The following is a 21,911-nucleotide window of genomic DNA, read 5'->3' as shown; positions in this document are numbered from 1 at the left end:
GTCCGCAAGGATGCGGGCCGGCTGCCGAACGGCAGTGGTTCCGTGAGGAGTTACGGCTCAGGGTCGTCGAACGATTCTCCCAGGGTGAGGCGAGCTGGGTGATCGCCAAGGGTCTGCGGGTCGGTGTCCGCCCGTGCCCGTCACTCGCCGAGGCGGTAGAAGTGGAAACGCGAGCCGGTGTGATGGGGCGGAAGCGGCTCGGGGACGAGGGTGCGCAGGTGGACGGCGTTCCTGAACGAGAACTCGAGGGAGCCGTGGAGGACGCGGTCACCGGTCTCGACCACCACCAGGCACGGCGCGTAGTCGCGGGACCGCTGGATGTCCCGGATGATCTCGGGGACCGGGGGCGAGGTACGGGTCAGGTCGAGGCCTTCCGGGGTGAAGGCCGGGCCCCAGGAGGGCTCCACGATGTAGACGTCGCGCTCGCTGCGGGCGGGAAGCGCGCCGAGCAGGTCGCGGTAGTCCGCCAGTCGGAGATCGACGGTGGAGCCGACGCGGTCGAGGTTGTGCCGGCAGGCCTCGTGGACGACCGGGTCGAGTTCCGAGGCGTGTACGGGACGGTTCAGGCACCGGCCGAGGTGGTGGCCGAAGTTTCCGGAGCCGCAGAACAGGTCGACGACCATCGCCTCACCACCGGTCCCGGGGGCGGTGGCCTCGATTTCGGTGATGACGCCGGCGACGGCCACGGGGTGGGGGTCCTTGGTGCACTCGACGGCGGTGCGGCCCAGGACGCGGATCCCCCGGGCCTCCATCTCGGGGGCGGGGATGCCGTAGAGGGACAGGTCCTCGGAGCGACCGCACATGAGGCGGCCTGCCTCGCACAGCTGGTCCGGGGTCAGGAACTGGTCGCGCAAGGGGCCGAGCAGCCGGTCCCTGAAAGCGAAGCAGGCCGCGTGACCGAGTTCTTCGGAGGCGTTCAATCCGTCTCCAGGTGTCGGGAAGGTTCTCCTGCCGGTCGCGCGACAGGCGCGGTACGGGCCGCGGCGGTTGGCCGGACCGGCCGTTCCCACGGGGCTGGGCGCCCTGGGCTGTCACTCGCCGCGTCGAGGGGGAGGATCCTGGCCAGCACCGCGTGGACCGGCTCACCGCCGAGCAGTCTCCGCAGTTCCTCGACGCCGTGCCGCCGCCGCACCGGGGTGAGCGAGACGTGGTGTTCGATCCGCTCGTTGAACGTTCTGCGGAACACGCTGTAGAGCTCGTCGTCCTCCTGGACACGGCCTGCGATCTCCACGAGGGCCGCGGTCCCGGTGAAGTCGTCCTCGGGTATCCGGTGGAGCGGCAGGACGTCCGCGAACCGGCAGGCGTTCCGGCCGAAGACCGTGCCGTCGAGACGGCGCAGTGTGTAGACGTGTGCGTAGTGCTGTTCGTGGATCCCCAGCGGCAACCGTCCCAGGGCCATCGACTCGTGGAGTGCCGTGAGCCCCGGGGCGAGCAGGTAGCCGGGCGTGCTGGCCACCGCCCGTAGCAGGTCGCGCTGCCGCAGGAGACGGCAGTCGGCCCGTCGGCCGGCGACCGAGACCTTCCGCTCGCGGTGCCCGCCGAAGGGGCCGCCGCAGACCAGGACGCGCGGAAACCGGGGCCAGTCCCGCAGCAGGTCGGGGATCCAGCGGTGGAGCAGGCGCAGGTAGTCGTTGTTGGCGTCGAAGTCCAAGAGGAAATTCTTGAACCCGCCGACGTTGACCAGCAGGTCGTACTCCGGTTCGGCGTCGCGCGGGGTGTTCCTCAGTCCTTCGAGGTCGATGATCGGGCCGGTCAGGCGGATCGCGGACCCGACACCGAGAGCGGTGACCTCGGCCGCGCGCTCGGGGACGCCCGGGAAGTTCTGCACCACGCTGTGCGTGGCGAGCAGATGGGCCGCGACGACGCGCTCGTGAGGTGAGAGAGCGGCCAGGTGTCGGTCTGCCGCGCCGTAGGAGGAACGCGGCATGCTCGCACACAGGTCGCGGATCTGGGCCAACGGCCGTCCGAGCCGCCAGAAGCCGAACAGGCTGTCCACCATGACCACCGGACGCCGCGCCACGACGGACCGCAGGACGAGATCGGCGTCCATGACCGAGACCACCTGGTCTGCGGTCTTCAGCAGGTCGTCGACCGACTCCGCCCCGGCCCTCCCGCACATCCCGTCGTACTCGCGGACGGCGTCGAAGGCGTCCGGGTTGCGCCGCGCGAACGTCGCCGCCACGCCGCTGCCGACGAACACCCGTTCATGGCCGGAGAACAGCCGGGAGATCGCGACGAGTTCGGAGACCGGGCCGAAACCACAGTTCTGAGCTCCCATCACGATGCGCATGTCAGCGTCCCGCACCGGTGCGGGACGGAGTCACCGCGTCGGACGGGGTCGCGAACATTCCGACGAGTCGCCTGGCGAACTCGACCGGATACCTCGCGTAGCCGACATGGCCGCCGGGGAACAGGATCCGTTCACAGCCGAGCCGCTCCGCGAGGACGACCGCGGGCCGGTGGACGGTGTGGGTGCGCGAGTCACGACCACCTGCCACGACGATCCGGTCCGCCACTGTCACGAGCTTGGCGAGGTCGGGTACGAAGCGCGTGACCGGCCTGACGGTGTGGGCCAGGAAGAACGCGGTGTTGTCGTGGGCCTCGGGCAGCGTCGGGGCGGGTCCGTCGCCGAACACGAGCTGGAGCTTGCGCAGGGCCGCCGCCGCGCCTTCGCGGCGGAACGTCTCGTGGACGTCGTCGAAGAACGCCAGGTGGTCCTCGGCATCCGGCAGCAGTCCCATCGCGGGTGGTTCGTGGGCGATCGTCAAGCGGATCCGGGCTCGGTCGCGGACGGCGAGTTCGAGTGCGACGAGCCCTCCCGAGCAACTTCCGAAGACGTGCGCGGGTTCATCGGGTCCGGTGAGGTGATCGAGCAGGCGGTACGCGTCGTCGGCGTGCTCCTCGATCCGCTGATCCGTCGGTGGGCCGTCGAGGAGGCTGCGCGAATTGCCGCGCGGGTCGTACGTGATGACGCGGTGGTCCGCGGCCAGGACGTCGGCCAGGCGTTTGAAGACAGCCGCGTCGGAGTTGCCGCCCGCGATGAGCAGCACCGGTGGTCCTTCTCCGCGCACTTCGAAATGAAGCCTCGCGCCCGGTACCGCAAGTGTGCCGTTCTTCCGTGGACCCATCACACTCCAGGATTCGAAGCCGGTACGGCGTTCCAGGGGGTCGGGAGGACCGCCCGCGTGGAGGAACGGGCAAAAGCCCGTGCTCCCGTCTGCCGCGCGCATGGTCCACTGACTCACACCCGTGTGCCGGGCGACAAGGGAGTGGGCCGGAAGAACGGAGGCGACACCCGGCGCAGTCTTCACGGGGGCAGCGCAGTCTTCACGGGGGCAGCGCGCGGGACTTCGCGTACCTCCGTCACTGCTCCCGCGCGCTCGTCTCACGGACGGGCGTGCCGGGCATCATCCCCACCACGCCGTCACTTCGAAGGAGGCCGCCTCATGTCCGTCATGGGGTCATGGGCACGCTCGGCAGTCCTGACAACCGCCGCTACCGTACTTCTCACGGTCGCGCCGGCCGCCGTGCCCGCCCACGCGGAACCGCTCGCGCTGTTGCAGTGCCAGGGAACCGAGTCCGTCGCCTACAGTCCGGGGATCACCTTCCAACCGCGGGACGTCGACGTCAGTACCGACGGACGTCTCGGGTCGTGCGTCGACGGTGCGGGTGAGGTGACGAGCGGGGCGTACGGGGAACGGTTCACCCTCCATGCGGGCTGCAACGACCTCCTCGACGGATTCCAGGGTCCGCGGACTTTCACGTGGAGCACCGGCGACACCAGCGTCGTCGAAGCCGAGGGCAGCAGCACCGCGATCGCCGGGCAGGTCGTCACCACGCTCACCGGGACCGTCGTCCAGGGCCGCTTCCACGGCCGCTCGGTGGTCCAGGTCATCGTCCTTCCGCAGCCGGCACTGCCGTTGTGTCTGACCACCGGTGTCACGGGTGCGACCGGGGCGACGACGCTCACCATCGTCTGAGGCCGTCCGCGCGGCCGGTCACCGGACGCGGCGGACCCAGGCCGGGCGGCAGGGGCAGGCCGGCTCCACGACGGACAGCGGGATCCGTGACCTCCCGGTTGCGGACGCGGCGTCCGCCGTACACGTCAGGGACACGAGCGGTCCGCCGCCGGTGACACCCTCTGCCTGAGCCGTCCCCGCACCAGAACGTTCCCTCGACCCGACCGGGAGGGCCGGTTGCCGGGCATCGACGACGTGCGAAGGATCCTCTCCGAGCTGGGCATCGCGCAGGAGCTCCTGCGCGAGGACGCGCTTCTGCGTGCCCATCTCGGGCTCGACTCGGTCGACATCACGCAACTGGAGATCGAGCTCTCCGAACGACTCGGCACCCGCGTCGACCTCTGGAGCGAGCACGACTGCACCCTGCGGCAGCTCGCCGACGCCCTGGACGGGAGAGGGCCGGACCCTCAGGCGTCGGCGGACTACCGGAGCCGCGGCTGGTGGCGCCCGGACCTGCTGGACGGACTGGTGCTGGACACCCGCGGGCGTCGGGGCTGCCGTGAGGCACTCGTCGGCGGCGGCCGGGTTCTCACCGGGGCCGAACTGGACGCCGCGGTGTCAGGCTGCGCCGCCCGGTTGGCGCGCTGCGGAACGCAGCCGGGCGAGAACGTACTCGTACAACTCCCCAACCAGCCCCAGTTCGTCGTCCTCGTGCTCGCCCTGATCCGGCTCGGCGCGCGCCCGGTCCTCGCTCCGCCGACGCTGCGCGAACACGAACTCGTCCCCGTGCTGTCTTCGGTACGGCCGGGAGCGATGGCCGTACCCGTTCGGCAAGCCCGTTTCGACCATGTCCGGTTCGCCGAAAGGCTTCGCGAACGCCATCCGTTCGTTCGGAACCTGCTGGTCTCCGGCGGGGTCGACCCGGTCCGCGGCCATCTGGACCTCGACGAGTTCACCGCGGCCGAAGAGACGGCTCCCGCGGCGGACGGCCGCCGGGACCCCTCGGACATCGCCCTGTTCCTGCTGTCGAGCGGTACCACCGGCGCGCCCAAGCCCATCCCCCGTACACACGAGGCGTTCGGCCATGTCATCCGTGCCTCGGCGGCCGCGTCGGCTCTGACACCGGACTCGGTCTACCTCGCGGTCCTGCCCGTGACGCACAGCTTCGCCTTCGGCCACCCCGGAATCCTCGGCGCACTCGCCCACGGAGGGAAGGTCGTGCTCGGCGCACCCGGCGATCCTGTCGGCGCGATGGCGCTGATCGAGCGGGAACGCGTCACGCACTGCGCGCTGACCCCTGCGGTCGCCCGCCAGTGGCTCACCGCACGTGCCGCCTCGCACGGGTCCGACCTGTCGAGCCTGGAGGTACTGCAAGTCGGTGGGGCCCGTCTGGAGGAGGAGACGGCCAGGCAGCTCGGTGACGCCTTCGGCTGCCGGATCCAGCAGGTGTACGGAATGAGCGAGGGACTGCTGAACTTCACCCGACTCGGTGACCCCCCGGAAGTGGTGTTCACCACCCAGGGGCGGTCCGTCTCACCGGGTGACGAGACCCTTGTGGTGGACGGCCGGGACCGCCCCGTCGCCGACGGGGAGACGGGCGAGCTCCTGGCCCGGGGACCTGGTGTCATCACGGGCTACCACGGCGACACGGACACCGCTTCGTTCACCTCCGACGGCTTCTACCGCACCGGTGACCTGGTCCACCGCCATCCCTCGGGCAACTTCGTGGTCATCGGACGCGTCAAGGACGTGATCAACCGCGGTGGCGAGAAAATCCCGGCGGGCGAACTGGAGGCACTGGTCCAGAGGCATCCCGGCGTACGCGCCGCCGCCGCTGTCCCGATGCCCCACCGGGTCCTGGGCGAAACGGTCTGCCTGTACGTCGTCGACGGGGAGGGCTCTCCGACGCTGAGGGAGATCCGCCGTTTCCTCGAAGACGGCGGACTGGCTCCGTTCAAACTGCCCGAGCGCATCGTCAGGGTGCCGGCATTGCCTCTGACCGGAGTCGGCAAGATCGACAAGAAGTGGTTGCGCGAGGACATCGCGAACCGGATGGAGGCCGAGCACGACGGCCGTCGCCCCCGCTGAGGGACCGGTACCGCTGTCGGGCGACCACGGTGCGGAAACGGACGCGTTTCCCCGTCGGGCCCAGGCTCATCGACGCCGTGCAGACGCGCTTGAGGGCAACGGCCTCGTCGGGGAAGTGACCGTGAGCGCGGACGGCCTCGCGGATGGGGCGCTGACGCTTTCGATCACGTTCGTGCTGCAGACGGCCTTGCGGATCTCGACGTCGAAGGAGCGGGTCCGAGGACACGGAGGCACCACGCGTGTGCCTCCGGACGTGGGAATTCCCGACGACTCGCCGCGGCCGTCGACGGCCGCGGCGGAAGGAGGGGACGGCCACCGCGCAAGATCGTCTGGCCGGGCACGCACTCGGTGGTGAACGCCGGCCGGAGCCGGCCCTCGACGTCGGCACACCCTGACAACACGGACGGGCAGTGGCTCCAGGAGGTGATCGGATGAGGATTCCCCCCAGGCATCAGTCACGCTCACATCCGAAAGTGCGGCGGTCCCCACCGGGAACCCCGTGGTCCCGCGTGACAATGACGGTGATCCTGCTGGTCCTCCTCACGACGACGCTGGTCATGGGGTGGTTCGGCCTCGAGGACTTCGTCCACGCCCTGACCTTCCCCGGACGTCTCACGGGCGCTGTGCTCATCGCGGTCGCCTTCATCACGTTCCTGGGCGCCGCCGCCGTCGTGGACCACTGGTGGTGGCACAGTTTCCCCTACTCCGGCGTGGTAGCGCTGATCAGCACGTTCGCGGCCCTGCTGACGAACGCCCTGCTCGTGGTCGAGACGGCGAGGGGCGACACCGCGTTCTACCTCGCGGTGTTCGGCGCGCTCACGGTGGGTTCGGCGTGGGCCGTCTTCGCGGTGTGGCGGACAGCAGTCAAGATCCCCGCTCCCAAGCGGGTGGCCGCGGCGCTCATCGTCTCCTCGGCCATCGCGATCGCCAATTTCGGCTATCAGAACCTTTACCAGCCCTACCAGCGTGAGACCAGACCTCTCATCGAGATGTCCCTGGGAGATCCCGTACTGAGTCAGGACCGGAAAGAATTCTCCCTACCGGTCGACATCACTCTGAAGAACCAGGGGAACGTCGGTTTCTACGTACTCGGCACGGAGTTCCACGCCATGGGAGAACGGGTGCCCTTGAGCGCGAAAGACCGGCTCCGTCAGCAATGGCGGACCGATGCGGAGCAGTGGAGCAAATTCCAGGAAATGAATCCGCTCTCCCGCAGGAAGATCCATCAGCCCGGCGAAATGGTCGAGGCCCGGCCGTGGATGCCCTTCGGGCAGTGGATCGAGTCGAGCGATACGTTCGCCACCCGAGTCATGGTGCAACTGCCCATGGACACCCCGTACGACCAGCTGGCGTTCTACGCCACCGCGAGCCTCGCCCGCAAGGACCGGCTCGCCCTGGAGCCACCGCTCCAGTTCAAGGCGTACTCCTGGAACGGAAAGGGGGTCCCCACCTGGGTGAAGAAGGGGCAGCAGCAGGGCCTGGACTCCATCATCTACCGCGCCAGGGTGCACGAGAACAACGCGATCGACGAGCGCGCCCGGGACCCCCGGTACGTGACCGTCTACTGGAGGTTCGGCACGCACGGCGCGAACGTGGCGACGAGCATCGCACGCAAGGGCGAGGAGGACCACGTCCCCACCGGAGAGGAGAGGCGCGCGCTGGTGAGCCGCTACGGTCTCGTCGACGTCATCACGGGCCCGATCGAACGGTCACTGTGGGACGTCAAGAGTCGGCGCTGACAGGCCGGGCCGCGCCGACACCGCTGGAGCGCCCTTCCAGCCGCTCCAGCCAGGCCACCAGCGCCAGCGAACTGTTCACCCGGTCCCAGGCGTGCGCGTCCCCGAGCCCGAAGCGGGCCTCCTGCACCGCCCGGCACAGCAACGGGACGTCGAACATCTCCGCGACCAGCGGATGCCGGGCGGAGCGACACAGGTCGACGAGTGCGCCGCCGTGGGTCCGCAGACCGCGGGTGTAGAGACCGTCGAAGGGGATCTTGACCGTCCTGCGGCTGATCCGGGCCGGCAGCAGGTCCGCCATGGCCTCGCGCAGAACCGCCTTCGGACGGTCGGGGTCAAGCACGTCTTCGGTGGGGAGGCGTCGCATCGTGGCGATGACCTCCGGGTCGAGGAAGGGGTGCGAGAGGAAGAACCCGTCCTCCCGCGCGCGCTGCCAGGACAGCAGGTCGGGAGCGGCGAGGTAGTTGGCCGCTTCGTAGAGCGACCGCTCCGGCCTGCGCCCGTAGACGAAGCGGCTCTCCGCGATGGCGGCCTCCCGGTATCCGTGCGCCCGCGCGAACGCGGCTCGTAGCCAGGGGGGACGGTTGAAGGAGCCCAGTCCGCCGAGCACGGTTCCGCTGCGGACGAGGGCCCCCGTCCGTTCGGCCGTCAGTGGGAGGGCCGGCCGTACGACGTAGGCGTGGATGGTCTCCCGCAGCCCCCGCTCGCCGCCATCGGCCCAGGCGCGTGCCTGCCTGGCCAGCTCCCGCAATTTCCCCGTGCGGGCGAGCCGGTGCAGGTGGAACGGGTTGGCGTCCACGACCGGGTCGGCGCCGCAACCGGTCAGGACGGTGTCACAGCCCAGTTCGGCGGCGGCGTTGTGGAGCCTGGCCCAGAACGGGGCGCGGAAGGCGTGCGCATGAGGTTCGTCCGCGTCTCCCGCGTGGTGCTCGAAGTCGTCGAAATCGGCAACGTCGTCGGCGTCGACGATCACCGGGCGGGCCGCGGGGGCGAGACGGCGGATCCCCTCCACCGCCGCGTCGAGGTACGGCTGCTCCCCGGCCAGCTCTCCCGTCGTGAAACGTCCTGCGAGCAGCAGGAGGTTCCCGCTGCCGTCCCCTTCCCCTTCCTCGGCCAGCAGCTGTGCCGCGAGCAGCGCCACGCTGGTGGAGTCGAGGCCGCCGGAGACATGGCATGCCGTCGTGGTGCCCAGGCGGCGCCGGACGGCCTCCTCCAGCACCCGGCGCAGCTCCTCGGCCGCCCCGTGGCGGTAGGACCCGTCGGCTGCGGGCACGGGCGGGTCGTGGGCCCGGCGGGCTCGTCGTGGCTCCCGGCCGCGCACCCGCCCGGTGACCGAAAGTTCCATCACCTCACCGCCGAGGACACGGTGGACCCCCGCGAAGGGTGTGAGGTCCGCGTGCGGTTGCGCCATGTTGCCGGTGAGATACCGGCAGAAGTAGCGGGGTTCCAGCGTCGAGCCGCTCCCCAGCCGGCGGGCCGAGGTGCTCACGGCGCTCACGCGGCCACCCGACTCCCGGAAGAACAGCGGGACGCGTGCCTGCTCGTCCCGGGTCACGAGGACGCGGTCGCGGTACACCAGAACGGCCGCGTAGTCGCCGGCCGGCAGCGGTGCGACGGCTCCCCGCCGGCCGAGGGCGTCCAGGAGACGGCGGGCGCCCGCCGCCCGGCCCCGGGCCGAGCCGACGAAGCCGACGACGGCCGCGGTGCCCTCCGGCGAGGAGACCGTCGTCACGAGTCCCTCACGCTCCATCGACGCAGCGGTCCAGAGCTTCGGCGCACCGTCGGCCCACTCGAGACGGAGCGCATCCATGTCACGGTCCTCCGCGGCCGATCGACAGCACGGGGGTGAACGCGTGCCCGCGCGGGTCGGCGTCCGGGATGCACAGACCGGCCGAGGAGACCCAGGTGTGCATGGCGAAGGGGTGTTCGCGTACGCCGACGTGCAGGACGGCCTCCCAGCCGCGCCGCCGCAGCAGCGCGAAGGCCGTCACGGCCTCGGTCTTGCAGTCGCCGTTGACCAGGAAGCTCCTGCGGCTCTGTGCCCGCACCGCTCGTTTCAGCCGTCCCACCTGCTCCGCCGGGGGACTGTCCGCGCGGGCGTAGTCCGGGGCGGCCACCGACAGCAGCCGGAGCACCCGTCCGAATCCCATGGTCCGGACCAGCAGGTGGGTACCGTGCAACCAGAGCCGGACGCCGGCGTCCGTGTACTCCCGTCGACGTCCCTTCGCGCAGCCGGCCCGGACGAGACCGGTGACCACTTCGGCGCGTTCCTGGGCGTTCCCCTCGGTCAGCATCCGCACGTCCGCCGGTGTCATCCCGAGGAAACGTGTCCGCTTCCAGTCCGCGATCAGCGCTCCACCGGACAACCGGGTCACACGGCAATGCGGTGCCAGGATCTCCGCCAGGGCTGTCAGGGCATCGGCCTCGTCCGCCACCGCGCCTCCTTCCGGGTCCGGTGGGGATCGGTGTCAGGCCTGGTAGCCGTGGCCGTCGTAGAGGCCTCCGCTGAAGCCCCGGATCAGACGGCCGGTGCCGAGAAGAACGAGCCGACGAGGGGTACGGATCCGCAACAATCGGAGAAACATGATCTACCTCCGAAATAGGGAATAATCTCCCAACTCCAGGCTACAGCGCCCCGAATGCTCCGCAACAAGGCCGCACGTCCCGCACCGCGTACCCGGGTGCCCGGACGGGGACGCCGCTCCTCATGCCCTGGTCCGCCACCGGCGCGCGGCCGCTGTTTCCGGCTCGGATCCGCACGCTCATCCCCTCGGCCGGGGGGGCTGCGGCCCAGACCGGCCTGGACGCCCCGTCCGCCGAGGACACCGTCGCCGGGCGCCTCACCACAGGCTTCCTGCGCTGATGCATGGGCCATGGCCTCCTGCCCCGGCTGAAGAGCTCCGTGATCCGCACCGAGAGCCCCCACCGCTCAGCCGACCCCGTCGCGTCGCCCCCGTACCAGGCATCGGACGCATCCGGCGCGTCCTGATCAGCGACGGCTTCCCGGAACCGGAGCGCACCACAGCCGCGCTCCCCCTTCTCCACGCGCTGCTGGTCGGCGCTCGGCCGACTCACCGTCCACGACGTCCTCACCGAAGCCGAACGGACCCCGTCCGTCCGGGCAAGCATGGTCGTCGAAGACGGCGCCGCGGCGCGCGGGCCGTACGCCGGGAGGCGAGGACGGACGGGATCTCGTCCGCGCTGCTGTCACGGCCGGCAGCTTCGGCCAGGGCGGGTGGGAGGCTGCCGAGAAGCGTCCGGGGCAGGCGCTCGGCGCCGCCGGCCACCGCTTCGGCGCAGCCCGTCCTCGACGAGCCGTCCCAGCAGGCCGACGACACCGTCCGGGCGCGTGTGCAGGTAGGCGGGCACGGTGCGGTCGGTGAGCATTCCGGGCCGGGTTTTCAGCAGCCGCAGACGGGTTTCGATTCCGGCGAGGTGGGGGCACCGTCTCGGGGCCGGTGCGGTGCAGTCCGCGCCAGGGGTCCTCGAAGGCGGCGGCGATCTCGCCCACCGTCTCCGTCCTGCCCTGATCGTCGGCATGGGTCTGCTCACCTGGCTGCTGTCCGGCGGCCCTGGTCACCCGGCCAGGGGTGCTCGGCTCAGCGCTTGGCGGTCGACCGACCAGGTGGCCATCGGGTGCTCCCTCGTCGACGACCGGCCGGACGGGCCGACGGATCTCGCCGTCGTCACCGCATGAGGGGCCTGCCCGATGGTGTCTTTCCGTGAAACGCCGACATGGCGGTCAACAGGGGCGGTCACCGTCGTCTAGCGTGAACAACGGGGGAAAACTCCTTGTCATCGAGCGAACAGGTGGACGAGTACCGTCGGCCGAAGGCGCCCTTCTCCGACGCCCGACGCCCCGGCACGGTTCGTCGCAGCCGACGCTCCGGGCCGAGGGCCCCGACGTCGTCTGCTGAACGCCCCGGACCGGTGGGACCTCGAATGAAGAACGGCGACGACGGTGCAGGACCGGCGACGGGCGCGGGACCGACGAGGTTCCGCGGCGCCCGGTGGGCGAGCACGCCCGAGAAGGGGTTGTGGGAACTGCGCGAGAACCTGAACTCGCGCATCGGCGAGCTCGAGGCGCAGTTTCGGGCCAAGAGCGAACGGGGGCAGATCGGCCGGGAGGATCAGGCTCTGGCCGACCAGGCCCACGAAGAGCTGAGGGCGGCACGGGACACGCTCGGCCACAACCATCGCCGACGGCTGCCCGCGGCTCATCTGGCCGTCGCCCAGACCCACTTCGATGTGGCCCACAACCTGCTGCTACGAGTGTCGTCGACGGACGAGATCACCTCGATGATGCCGGGCCTGGTGGCCTTCGTCCGGGAACACCTCCCCATCAACGACGCACGGAGGGTACAGGTCGAAGAGATCGCCCTGTCGGTCCGCAGCGGGGCGCCCCTGCAGACGGCGCAGCGCGAGGTCGTGCTCGACAGCGTGGCCGTCGCCCGTCAGGCGTATCTGAGGGAGAGGCTGCGGGTGCGCAGCTTCACCTATGTCGTCTACGGGGTCGCGATCACTCTGACCGTGATCGCCGCCCTCGTGGGCGTCTTCGGTGCGCTCGCCCCGGGCACGGTGCCGCTGTGTTTCAGCCCGGAGGGCGTGGGGGTGGTCTGCCCCACCGGGAGCGACACCTCCGAGGAGAGCCGAAAGGGCAACGTCGACGCCCTGCAGTCCCAGGTCGCTTCACCCTGGGACTACGCGGTCGTGGAATTCGTCGGCACCATCGCCGCCGCCGTGGCGGCCGCCGCGTCCCTGAGGCGGATCAAGGGCACGTCCACTCCGTACAACGTGCCGGTCGCCCTGGCCCTGCTCAAGCTGCCGACGGGCGCGCTGACCGCGGTGCTGGGGTTGCTCCTCATCCGCGGGGAGTTCGTCCCGGGTCTGCAGGCACTCAACTCGTCGGCGCAGATCATCGCCTGGGCCATCATCTTCGGCTATGCCCAGCAGTTGTTCACCAGGTTCGTCGACCACCAGGCGCAGAGCGTCCTGAACTCGGTGGGCGGGCCGAACAACACAGTCGGCAAACCGGTCCGGGACCCCCAGGTGCCGGCGGCCTGACGGACGTCGCGTGGGAGGGGTCCGGTCAGGCGAGCCGGCCGGCGGCCGTCACCAAGGCGGTGGGTACGCGGCGGGTCTTGTTCTCGGAGTGCTCGGAGAGGGGCACCCCGCGTTCCCGTACCGTCTGACGTGAAGGCCGGCACCGCGTCGCGCCGGATGTTCGCTCCGGAGGGACCCGCCCGCGCCCTGATGCGCACACCGCTGCCCGACGGGAGCGGACACATCCACGGACCGGAGTTCCGCCGCATCGAGGACGAGTCGTGACGTCGGCTCTCGGTGCGCGTCCCCCTGCTGTCGGCTTCCCTTCCTCGAGGTGGAACTCCCGGCCCCGTGACGAGCCGCAGGTCTGTTCCGGCCGACCCGTCGCCGACGAAGCCGGCCGCGTCCTGGCCGCCCTCTCGCAGTCCGTCGTCCGGACCGCCGGGCCCCGCGGCGATCGCGAGGGCCGGCCCTTTCCGCGGCGCCTCGGCGCGCGAGGCACCGGGGCCTGCCGCATCGCAACGACGCGATCGAAGTCCGGAGGGCATGGTGACGAGGTGCGCGAGGAATTGCTCGTCGCCCTTACGACGAGCTCGGTCAAGACGAAGCGTTCGGGTTTCAGCGCGCAGACGGCTGTCCCGGTCGTCCGCCGGTCGTCGGCGTACACCTGTTGCGGCGTCGCCCGCATCGCTGGTGGAGGCGGCCTCGAGCAGGACCTGGAAGCCGGGAGGTCGCATGAACATGGGCAGGTGAGAGCTGTGCCGCCTCCTCCCCCACCGACGGTGCGGAGCTGACGGCCGGTCTGGAAACGAGCGGGGACGCGAATTGACCGTTGGAGCGTTATGTGAAAACGCAAATTCGAGGCCGTTCCGCACCGGGGAAACGCGATGTTGCGTCGATCCCGGAACGTGCAATGATGGCCATGTGAGATACCTCACATCGTGACGCTGCGACGGATGGAACGGTCACCGGCCCGACGGACCGTACGCGGCCGTCTTCCGGGCGCATGCGCCTGTCCGGCGCGGGGGCTCGCGCACGGAGTCTGGACGCCCTCGCAGCGAGGAACAGACTCCCCCTGGATCACGGAGTACCGCTATGACCGTCGAATCTCGACACCATTGCATAATCCCTCCGTACCTGCTCGAGAGATTGCTGAAAAGTGACGACGGCGAGGTCCGCCAGGCCGCGCTGAACACCCTGCTCACCACTGCCCACCTGCGGGGCGAGCGAGCGGTCCGAGCAGCCTTCCCCGGTGTCGCCACTCCCGGCAACGCCCGTAGGACGATCTACGACTGCCGGAACACCACGTCTCTGCCCTTCGCGGTCCTGGCGCGGTCCGAGGACGGGCCGGAGTCGGCCGACGTCTCCGTCGACCGGGCGTTCGACATGCTCGGCAAGACGCGGGACTTCTTCCAGCGGGTGTTCGCCCGGAACTCGATCGACGGTCACGGGATGCGCCTGGACGGATACGTCCACTACGGCTACGAGTTCGCCAACGCCTTCTGGAACGGGCGCCAGATGGTGTTCGGTGACGGGGACGGTCGCCTCTTCTCCGACCTCACGGGCTCGATCTCCGTGATCGCCCATGAACTGGGGCACGGGGTGACCGAGCACACCGCGGGGCTTGAGTACCACAACCAGTCCGGAGCCCTGAACGAGTCCATGTCGGACGTGTTCGGGGCGATGGTCGAACAGTGGACACTGGGGCAGACGGCCGAGCAGGCGGACTGGCTGATCGGCCGTGAGGTGTTCACGCCCCGGATCGAGGCCGACGCGCTGCGGTCGATGAAGGCTCCCGGGTACGCGTGGAACACCGAGAAGTTCGGCAAGGACCCCCAGCCGGACCACATGTCCAAGTACGTCAACATGCCGGACACCTACGAGGGAGACTGGGGTGCGGTGCACTACAACTCCGGCATCCCGAACAAGGCGTTCTACCTGACGGCGGCGACCATCGGCGGGTACTCGTGGGAGACGCCCGGACTCATCTGGTACGAGGCTCTCAAGGCGTCCAACAGCGAGACGCGGTTCCAGGAGTTCGCGGACACCACGTACCGGAAGGCCGGAGAGCTGTACGAGACCGGCGGCGCCGAGCAGATGGCCGTGCTGAGGGCGTGGCAGGAGGTCGGCATTTCGGTCACCGGGGTCTCGGTCGGGCTCGCAAAGGCACGCAATCGCACAGTCGGCCAGAACGGGGACGCGACCGCGGCAGTCAGGTCGCTGACGGCCCAGGTGCAGGAGCTGAGCCGGGAGGTGGCCGCGCTCAAGGGGCGTGTGGCGGCAGGCGGTTGACGTCGGGGTGCCCGACGGACGGCGCCGGGCGCCTTCGCGGGAACAACGGGGGCGGCGGACAGTCGCGAGGTGCCATGAGGGTTGCTTCGGCGACGCACGGCGGGCCGGCCGCGCCGGTCCGCGCCGGCCTCCCGCCGGACGTGGTGGACACCGACGCGCTGCCCGAAGGTGCCACGGCCGAGTTGTCCCGGCTGGTGGCAGCGGCCGTCCCGGCGGCTTCGGCCGCCGCGAACACATGAGCCACGCCGTCCAGGTCCTCGCCGGCCTGCTCTCACACCCGCGGACCGCAGACCCGACGTCGGCACGGCAGACGTGAACACCGGTCCCCGCCGCCGTCCTCGACGCCTCACCGCCTGCCGCGCACGAAGTCGTTGGTTCCGGTGCTTTCCGCCTTCCGCCCGGCGGACAGAACACGGAAAGGCGAACCCGAAGAACTCCCGGGTAAAAACATTTTTACTTGAAGCGGCGATTCACCCGGCATGTCACCGGAGGACGTCGATGCAGAGGCGATCATGCCGGGACCGGCGTAGCCTGGTGTACAACTTGCGCTCCGGTCGCTGTTTCTGACAGATCGGCGAGGGTGGAGATGAACGGCGAGAAGCGGTGAATCCTCATGGCTTTGGCTCGCAGCCACTACACACAGGAAAACAATTACTCGACGGAGGCGCAGAATTGCGCCGATGTCGAGAAATATCTGATACCTGCGGGGATGGCGGCGCATTCCGCGCTGCACGTCGCAGGGGTGGGCGACGGCCTGCGGGTGAGCGCGGCGAGGGACACCGCCGAAATCAGGGTCTCTCCGGGAACAGCGCTCGATTCCGAGGGCCACGTCGTCGTCGTGGCCGAGGGCGGCGTGGTGGTGACCGACGCCCCGGGCGGCACGGCCGAGGAGCCGCACACGCTTCCGGTGGAAACGGAGGGGGTCGCTCTACCGACGACCGGCCACGAGCCGGGCGACTACCGGCTGACGGTGAGCTGGCGGGAGATCGAAGGCCGCTTCGAGGTGATGGGAACGCAGCAGACAGGACTGCTGCAGGCCCCATGGCTCCGTCTCGTGCCAGCGGCCGAGAGCACGGGTCGGCAGGTGGTGCTGGCACAGCTGACGCTGGGGACCGGCGGCGTGGTGAAAAGCGTCGTGGTGGGGGCCCGGCGCGCCGCCGGAGTCACCGCCGAGAGCCTGGAACTGCGCCGTCCGCTGCAGGACGACGGAGCCACGCCGAGCGTCGGCCAGGTGACCGCCGCCGGGCTCTCGGCCCGTCCCGGCGGTGGTGTCGAACTGGACGTGGTGTCGGCCGACGGCTCCCGGCAACTGGCTCTGTCCGTGGACGGGGCCGACAAGAAGCTTCGGGTCCCCGCGGGTGTGGAGGTCGACTCGGGGCCGGTCGACTGCGCGGGAGGGGTGCGCGTCAGCTCCGCCGCGTCCGGCTTCGACACCGGACTCCAGTTGCGGAACACGGCCTCCGGGAGCAGGACCTACGGGATGTACGCGGGCGCCGACGGCGGCTGGCACCTCGCCGACAAGGACGCCGCCTCCCGTGACCGGCTCCTGGTCGACCAGGCCGGCAACGTGGCGATCGGTTCCGTCCGCCCCGAGCGGAGTCTCCACGTCGAGGGCACGGAGGTGCACAGCGGCGGGTCGGCGGGCGGCTTCTCCTTCGCCGACCGCACCGCGTCCTCCGGCGCGTTCGTCGAGAGCCCGGGCGCCGGCCAGCGCTGGATCTGGTACGCGCAGGGCGGCCACGCCCGGCTGTGGTCGGGAGCCGACCATGTCGTGTTCGGCACCGGCAACGAGGGAGACGCCCTCGACGTCCCGCGCCGCATGCGAGTGCGCCAGGGGAGCGACCTCTCGGCCGGCATCTGGTTCCGGCAGAACTCCGGCGACGTCGGATTCGTCGGCATGCAGGACAACACCCATGTCGGGTTCTGGGGTTCGGGCGCCGATTGGGGCCTTTCCATGGACACCACCAACGGCAAAGTCGGCACCAGTTCCCTGGCGACCGGGTCTCTCAGCGCGTGGCGCGTGGACACGGAGTACGTCAACGCGGTCTCCTCCCCCGGTTACAGGGCGGGGACGGTGGTGGGTGGGCTGGTCGTCGAGGGCCATACGAACAACACCGCCTTGTCCCTGCTGGGAGCGGTGGACATGAAGAACCACCCGGGCACCGGCTTCACGGCCCTGAACCTCACTCAGCAGACTCCCGGGCGCATAGCACTCGACGTGAACGGCGGACCGATCATCGTCCGCAAGGCCGAGGGCAGCTCCTATTCCCTCTGGGCGGCGCAGGCCGTCTACTCGAACCAGGCCCTGGTCAGCCGCGACCACCGGGTGACGGTCGACCACCCCCTGGACCCCGTGAACAAGACCCTTTCGCACACGGCGGTGCAGGCGCCGGAGATGACGACCCAGTACGACGGCACCGTCGTCACCGACGAGCGGGGTGAGGCCACGGTGTACCTGCCGGCGTACACCGAGGCGTTCAGCGGCGACTTCCGTTACCAGCTCACCCCGATCGCCGACCGGCCCGTGGTGGCGACCGTGGTCCGGGAGCTCGAGGAAGGCAGCTTCACCCTTCGCACCGACGCGCCCGCCACCAAGGTCTGCTGGCAGGTGAGCGGCAAGCGGCACGACGCGTGGGCGAGGAAGAACCGCCTCGTGGCCGAAGCGGACAAGCCGGGAGAGGAACAGAGGCCGGGAGAGTTCGCCGCGCTCCCCGCCTCCACCTCCCTGCCCGCCACCACTCCCGACATGAGGGGACACTAGCCATGCCACAGGATCCTCAGGCGCGTCTGGCCGAGCTCCGGCAGGAGTACCGAGCCGGTGAGGAGCAGCTCGGCCGGTTGGTGCGGCACGAGGCCGAGCTCCGGGAGACCCTGCTGCGCATCAGCGGAGCGGTCCAGGTGCTCGAGGAGCTGACCGGCCCGGACGGGGAGCCGCAGGCGGAGGGCGGCCCCGGCGGCGCGCCGCGGGACGCCGGGGCCGTCAGGACAGATCGAGGCAGCTGAGGATGTCGACCGTCGCCGGTTCGGCGCCGGTGTTCTCGATGCCCAACGCCCGCGGCGTGCCGAGCCCCTTCAGCACGTCGGCCCCACTGATCAGCAGCGTCCCCGCGACCCTGATCCAGTTCTGCTCGCCGTCGCCCGTCTCCGACGGGTTGGGGCGGACGCGTACCGTGGCGTGCCCGCCGGACACCGTGATCGCCCGCACCGCGAGCAGGACGGGCGTTCCGTCCTGAGGCAGCAGGGAGACGTCGCGCGAGGCTCCCTGGTCCAGGGTCACCGTGGCCACGGCGTACGACTCGGCCTCGAGCTCCGACGCCAGGGAGAAGGCGGGGCCCTCCTCGATCATGACGGACGAGGTCACGGACAGATTCACCACGGCCAGCCTCCAACTCGCTCCGCTCGGCACACCTGGGTCGAGGTTCGCACGGTGGTGTCACCCTCGCGTCACCCTCGCGTCCGGGCCGTGCGTGACGTCGTCGTCACGCCCCGGTGACGGGCGCGAGGCAGGGTCCCGTGCGACAGACCGTCGTGGAGGGAGCCACCATGCCACAACCTCGCCTCGCTGGTCCGGGCGTCTACGTCACGGAACGGCCGAGCGGCAGCAGGGCCGTCACCGGGGTCTCCACCTCCGTCACCGCCTTCGTGGGCCGGACCGCCCGCGGCCCGGTGGGCGAGCCGGTGACGGTCCGCTCCATGGCCGAGTTCACCCAGGTGTTCGGAGGGTTGTGGCGTGAGAGCGGGCTGTCCTACGCGGTGCGCGACTTCTACCTCAACGGCGGCAGCACCGCGCTGGTGGTCCGTGCCGCCGGCGGCGCCGGCCTCGCCCGGCTGGACGCCGGCGGCCTCCAGCTCAAGGCGTCGGGCCCGGGCTCGTGGGGCAATCACCTGTGGGTCGAGGTCGTCCATCCGGGAGAGGGCCACACCCGCGAGCTGGCGCGGGCCGGCAGCGGGACGGAAGGTGACGAGGTCTTCCACCTGCGCATCGGGGAAGGCGACGACGGCTCGCCCCGGGAGGAGTTCCTGAACCTGACCGTGGCCGACGGCCCTCGACGCGTGGACATCGTGCTCCAGGCGTCACAGCTGGTACGGGTCGACCGCCTTCCCGATCCGCCGGCCCGCCCGTCCAAGGGCGTCCACCGGGTTCCCCAGGCGGGCACGGCGGCCACCGACGGCGGGGCGCTCACCGCGGCCGACTACACCGGCGCGGAGGGGCTCGGTGCCCTGGCGACGGGGGACTTCAACCTGCTGTGCCTTCCGCCGTCCGACCCGGGTGGTGAACTGCCCGCGCAGGTGTGGCCGGACGCCCTGGACTTCTGCCACCGGCGCAGAGCGGTCCTGCTGGTGGACCCGCCGCCCGCGGTCGTGCCACGCGACGCCCCGGCCTGGCTGGAGAAGCTGGCCCTGTCGGGCCTGGCGACCCGCAACGGCGTCTTCTACCTCCCCCGTGTCCGCGCGGCCGACCCGCTGCGCGACGGCGCGATCGGCGAGTTCGTGCCCAGTGGAGCGATCGCCGGGGTGATGGCGCGTACCGACGCGACCAGGGGTGTGTGGAAGGCCCCGGCGGGCATGGACGCCGGGGTCCTCGGCGCGGCCGGACTGTCCCACCCGATGACGGACGGCGACAGCGACGAGCTCAACCCGCTGGGGATCAATTGCCTGCGCTCGTTCCCCCAGGCCGGGTCGGTGGTGTGGGGGGCCCGCACCCTGCGCGGCGCCGACGTCCTGGCCGACGAGTACAAGTACGTGCCGGTGCGCCGCCTCGCCCTCTTCCTGGAGGAGAGCCTGAGACGCGGCACCCAGTGGGTGGTGTTCGAACCCAACGACGAGCGGCTGTGGAGCCAGATCCGCACCTCGCTGGGGGCCTTCATGCAGGATCTCTTCCGGCAGGGCGCCTTCCAGGGAAAAACCCCGCGCGACGCCTACTTCGTGGCCTGCGACGCCGAGACGACCACGCAGTACGACATCGACCGGGGCATCGTGAACATCAGTGTCGGCTTCGCTCCCCTCAAGCCGGCCGAGTTCGTCGTCATCGGAATCCAGCAGAAGACCGCCGAAGCGGCAGGATGATCCCGGAAGGTGCGACATGGCCGACTTCACCGTCAACGCGACACGCTTCGACCCCTACAAGAATTTCAAGTTCCGGGTCCGGTGGGACGGCCGGTACGTGGCCGGGGTGAGCAAGGTGAGTGCCCTGAAGCGGACCACGGAGGTCGTCAGGCACCGCCACGGCGGTGATCCGAGCAGCAGCCGGAAGTCGCCGGGGCGCACCGAGTACGACGCCATCACGCTCGAACGCGGAGTCACGCACGACCCGGAGTTCGAGCAGTGGGCCGGGAAGGTGTGGAACTGGGGGGCCGGGCTCGGTGCCGAGACGTCCCTCAAGGATTTCCGGAAGGACGTGATCATCGAGGTCTACAACGAGGCGGGACAGCTGGCCCTGGCGTACAAGGTGTACCGGTGCTGGGTGTCGGAGTTCCACGCCCTGCCCGATCTCGACGCCAACGCCAACGCCGTGGCGATTCAGTCGATCAAGCTGGAGAACGAGGGATGGGAACGCGACACCACGGTGACGGAGCCGGTGGAGCCCTCGTTCGTCGAGCCGTGAGCCGCGTCCGTCCGCCCGGGCGGGGGGCGGAGCAACGGCACCGCGTACGCGATCTCGCCGAGCCGGCGCTGCTGCTCGATGCCTGGGACCAGGCGTCGGTGGCGCCCGTCGCGGGGCGCGGAGCGGTCCTGGTCCGGCTCGCCGGCCTGTGTCCGGATCTCGACTCCGCACTCGACCTGGGGGTGGGAGAGTGCGCGGCCCTCGCGACGCTCGCCCACCTGAGGGCGTTCGGCCGCGAGGTGGCGGGGGTGATCACCTGTTCGTCGTGCGGGGAACTGCTCTCCGCGCAGGTCTCGCTGCCCGCCGCGGAGGAACTCGTGGCGGCCGCGGCGGCCGGTTGCCGGGAGGTGGCCGTCGGGGAGTTCACCGTGCGCGCGCCGACCACGAGGGACCTGCTCGCGGCGGCGGCGACGCCCGACCGTGCGTACGCCGTGCTGCTGTCGCGCTGTGTGCGCCGCGGTGACGGAAGCCCCGTCGACCCCGCGCAGCTCACCCAGGAGGAGGCGGCGCTCCTGGACGAGGCGGCGGAGACGATCACCGCCGCCACGATGACGACCCTGTGCGTGCGGTGTCCGGCCTGCGGTGAGCACGTGCGCGCCGCGCTGGACACCGCGGCCGTGCTCTGGGAACGCGTCGACATCGCCGCTCCCGCACTGATGGAGGAGGTCGCCGTCCTCGCTCGGGCCTTCGGGTGGAGCGAGGCGGACCTCCTGGCGATGCCGGCGGCCCGCAGGGCCGCCTATCTCGAACGGGTGGAGACGTGACGGGGTTCTTCGAGCGGATGGCCCGGCGCGCACTCGGGACGGAACCGCGGCTGGTCCTGCGACGCGGCTCCCGTTACGAGCCCCGGGCCCGGGCCGGCACGTGGCTGACGCTCGAGGACATGGCCGAGGACGCGTCACCCTGGGCCCCTTCCGCGCCGGCGGTGGACGACGTGCGCGACGCGGCCGTCGGCAAGCGTGCCGAGGGGGTGGCCCCCGCGGCCGTTGCGGCGGCCCCGGGGTCCGACGGCGAGACGACCGTTCCGGCGGGAGCGGCGGACGCGGTACCGCAACCGCCGTCGGGGCCGGCGGACGTCCCTTCCGTCGATCGAGCGGCGGCCTTTCGCCCTGGACCGGTTCCACCGGCCCCCGCCGTCCCCCCGGCGGAGGGCGCCACGGCGCCCGGCGGAGACGAGGGGACCGCGCC

The 21,911-nt window shown here is 70.7% G+C and carries 20 protein-coding genes; 14 read left to right on the top strand and 6 right to left on the bottom strand.

The features are described from left to right. Positions 1 to 140: 140 nt before the first annotated feature. Genes JHAT_RS23450 through JHAT_RS23440 form a run of 3 tightly spaced genes read right to left on the bottom strand, consistent with a single transcriptional unit; the run spans position 141 to position 3,050 of the window. A complete protein-coding gene (locus tag JHAT_RS23450; RefSeq protein ID WP_077800235.1) occupies positions 141 to 920 on the bottom strand; it encodes a class I SAM-dependent methyltransferase in 780 nt (259 codons plus the stop codon). Beyond that, positions 917 to 2,290, bottom strand: a complete 1,374-nt coding sequence (locus JHAT_RS23445; protein WP_253195584.1) for a hypothetical protein — start codon at positions 2,288 to 2,290, stop codon at positions 917 to 919. The genes JHAT_RS23450 and JHAT_RS23445 overlap by 4 nt, the downstream gene beginning before the upstream one ends. A 1-nt stretch (position 2,291) precedes the next feature. Then, the gene (locus JHAT_RS23440) at positions 2,292 to 3,050 is read right to left on the bottom strand and encodes an alpha/beta fold hydrolase (RefSeq protein ID WP_253195583.1); all 759 of its coding nucleotides are present in this window, start codon (positions 3,048 to 3,050) and stop codon (positions 2,292 to 2,294) included. A 477-nt stretch (positions 3,051 to 3,527) separates the two neighbouring features. Here JHAT_RS23440 and JHAT_RS23435 point away from each other — a divergent pair, with 477 nt between their 5' ends. The 3 genes from JHAT_RS23435 (at position 3,528) to JHAT_RS23420 (ending at position 7,786) form a co-directional block, all read left to right on the top strand. Continuing rightward, the gene (locus JHAT_RS23435; protein ID WP_143660493.1) at positions 3,528 to 3,980 is read left to right on the top strand and encodes a hypothetical protein; all 453 of its coding nucleotides are present in this window, start codon (positions 3,528 to 3,530) and stop codon (positions 3,978 to 3,980) included. Between the two features lie 234 nt (positions 3,981 to 4,214). Beyond that, positions 4,215 to 6,047 carry an AMP-binding protein gene (locus JHAT_RS23430; RefSeq protein ID WP_253195582.1) on the top strand — a complete coding sequence of 611 codons (1,833 nt, stop codon included), beginning with the start codon at positions 4,215 to 4,217 and terminating at the stop codon, positions 6,045 to 6,047. Between the two features lie 515 nt (positions 6,048 to 6,562). Continuing rightward, entirely contained in the window at positions 6,563 to 7,786 is a 1,224-nt protein-coding gene (locus JHAT_RS23420) for a hypothetical protein (protein WP_253195585.1), read from the top strand. Here the strand turns inward: JHAT_RS23420 and JHAT_RS23415 are convergent. Both JHAT_RS23415 and JHAT_RS34070 read right to left on the bottom strand, forming a co-directional pair. Then, entirely contained in the window at positions 7,770 to 9,593 is a 1,824-nt protein-coding gene (locus JHAT_RS23415) for an asparagine synthase-related protein (protein ID WP_077800232.1), read from the bottom strand. The genes JHAT_RS23420 and JHAT_RS23415 overlap by 17 nt on opposite strands. A 1-nt stretch (position 9,594) precedes the next feature. Further along, positions 9,595 to 10,218, bottom strand: a complete 624-nt coding sequence (locus tag JHAT_RS34070; protein WP_107482001.1) for a lasso peptide biosynthesis B2 protein — start codon at positions 10,216 to 10,218, stop codon at positions 9,595 to 9,597. A gap of 272 nt (positions 10,219 to 10,490) precedes the next feature. Here JHAT_RS34070 and JHAT_RS34740 point away from each other — a divergent pair, with 272 nt between their 5' ends. The 8 genes from JHAT_RS34740 to JHAT_RS23380 all read left to right on the top strand — a co-directional run bounded on the left by JHAT_RS34740 (position 10,491) and on the right by JHAT_RS23380 (position 18,121). Further along, complete coding sequence (locus JHAT_RS34740) at positions 10,491 to 10,646, top strand: hypothetical protein (protein ID WP_171991022.1); 156 nt, start codon at positions 10,491 to 10,493, stop codon at positions 10,644 to 10,646. 600 nt (positions 10,647 to 11,246) lie between these two features. Next, positions 11,247 to 11,480, top strand: coding sequence for a hypothetical protein (locus tag JHAT_RS23400; protein ID WP_077800230.1), 234 nt, complete (start codon positions 11,247 to 11,249; stop codon positions 11,478 to 11,480). A 245-nt stretch (positions 11,481 to 11,725) separates the two neighbouring features. Next, positions 11,726 to 12,847, top strand: a complete 1,122-nt coding sequence (locus JHAT_RS23395; RefSeq protein WP_077800229.1) for a hypothetical protein — start codon at positions 11,726 to 11,728, stop codon at positions 12,845 to 12,847. A 129-nt stretch (positions 12,848 to 12,976) separates the two neighbouring features. Next, positions 12,977 to 13,111, top strand: coding sequence for a hypothetical protein (locus JHAT_RS35775; RefSeq protein ID WP_290439812.1), 135 nt, complete (start codon positions 12,977 to 12,979; stop codon positions 13,109 to 13,111). 810 nt (positions 13,112 to 13,921) lie between these two features. Beyond that, entirely contained in the window at positions 13,922 to 15,118 is a 1,197-nt protein-coding gene (locus tag JHAT_RS23390; protein WP_171991021.1) for a M4 family metallopeptidase, read from the top strand. A gap of 74 nt (positions 15,119 to 15,192) precedes the next feature. Continuing rightward, positions 15,193 to 15,357: a hypothetical protein gene (locus JHAT_RS34735; RefSeq protein ID WP_171991017.1), complete on the top strand. Its 165-nt coding sequence runs from the start codon at positions 15,193 to 15,195 to the stop codon at positions 15,355 to 15,357. A gap of 470 nt (positions 15,358 to 15,827) precedes the next feature. Further along, positions 15,828 to 17,879: a hypothetical protein gene (locus JHAT_RS23385; protein WP_143660490.1), complete on the top strand. Its 2,052-nt coding sequence runs from the start codon at positions 15,828 to 15,830 to the stop codon at positions 17,877 to 17,879. Positions 17,880 to 17,881: 2 nt separating this feature from the next. Then, positions 17,882 to 18,121, top strand: a complete 240-nt coding sequence (locus tag JHAT_RS23380; protein WP_077800226.1) for a hypothetical protein — start codon at positions 17,882 to 17,884, stop codon at positions 18,119 to 18,121. Here JHAT_RS23380 and JHAT_RS23375 read toward each other — a convergent pair. Continuing rightward, positions 18,099 to 18,494: a hypothetical protein gene (locus JHAT_RS23375; protein ID WP_077800225.1), complete on the bottom strand. Its 396-nt coding sequence runs from the start codon at positions 18,492 to 18,494 to the stop codon at positions 18,099 to 18,101. The genes JHAT_RS23380 and JHAT_RS23375 overlap by 23 nt on opposite strands. A 167-nt stretch (positions 18,495 to 18,661) precedes the next feature. Between JHAT_RS23375 and JHAT_RS23370 the strand changes: the two genes are divergently transcribed. The 3 genes from JHAT_RS23370 to JHAT_RS23360 are packed head-to-tail and all read left to right on the top strand — an operon-like array spanning position 18,662 to position 21,487. Beyond that, positions 18,662 to 20,185 carry a phage tail sheath subtilisin-like domain-containing protein gene (locus JHAT_RS23370; protein WP_077800224.1) on the top strand — a complete coding sequence of 508 codons (1,524 nt, stop codon included), beginning with the start codon at positions 18,662 to 18,664 and terminating at the stop codon, positions 20,183 to 20,185. Between the two features lie 16 nt (positions 20,186 to 20,201). Further along, positions 20,202 to 20,723, top strand: a complete 522-nt coding sequence (locus JHAT_RS23365; protein WP_077800223.1) for a phage tail protein — start codon at positions 20,202 to 20,204, stop codon at positions 20,721 to 20,723. Further along, positions 20,720 to 21,487 carry a hypothetical protein gene (locus JHAT_RS23360; protein WP_077800222.1) on the top strand — a complete coding sequence of 256 codons (768 nt, stop codon included), beginning with the start codon at positions 20,720 to 20,722 and terminating at the stop codon, positions 21,485 to 21,487. Before JHAT_RS23365 ends, JHAT_RS23360 begins: the two co-directional genes overlap by 4 nt. Positions 21,488 to 21,911 lie beyond the last annotated feature (424 nt).

This window comes from Streptomyces sp. JHA26 (genome assembly GCF_002005565.1).
In the GTDB taxonomy this organism is placed as follows: domain Bacteria; phylum Actinomycetota; class Actinomycetes; order Streptomycetales; family Streptomycetaceae; genus Streptomyces.
The sequence above is the reverse complement of the archived record's forward strand: the minus strand, read 5'-3'. Positions and strand labels throughout refer to the sequence as shown.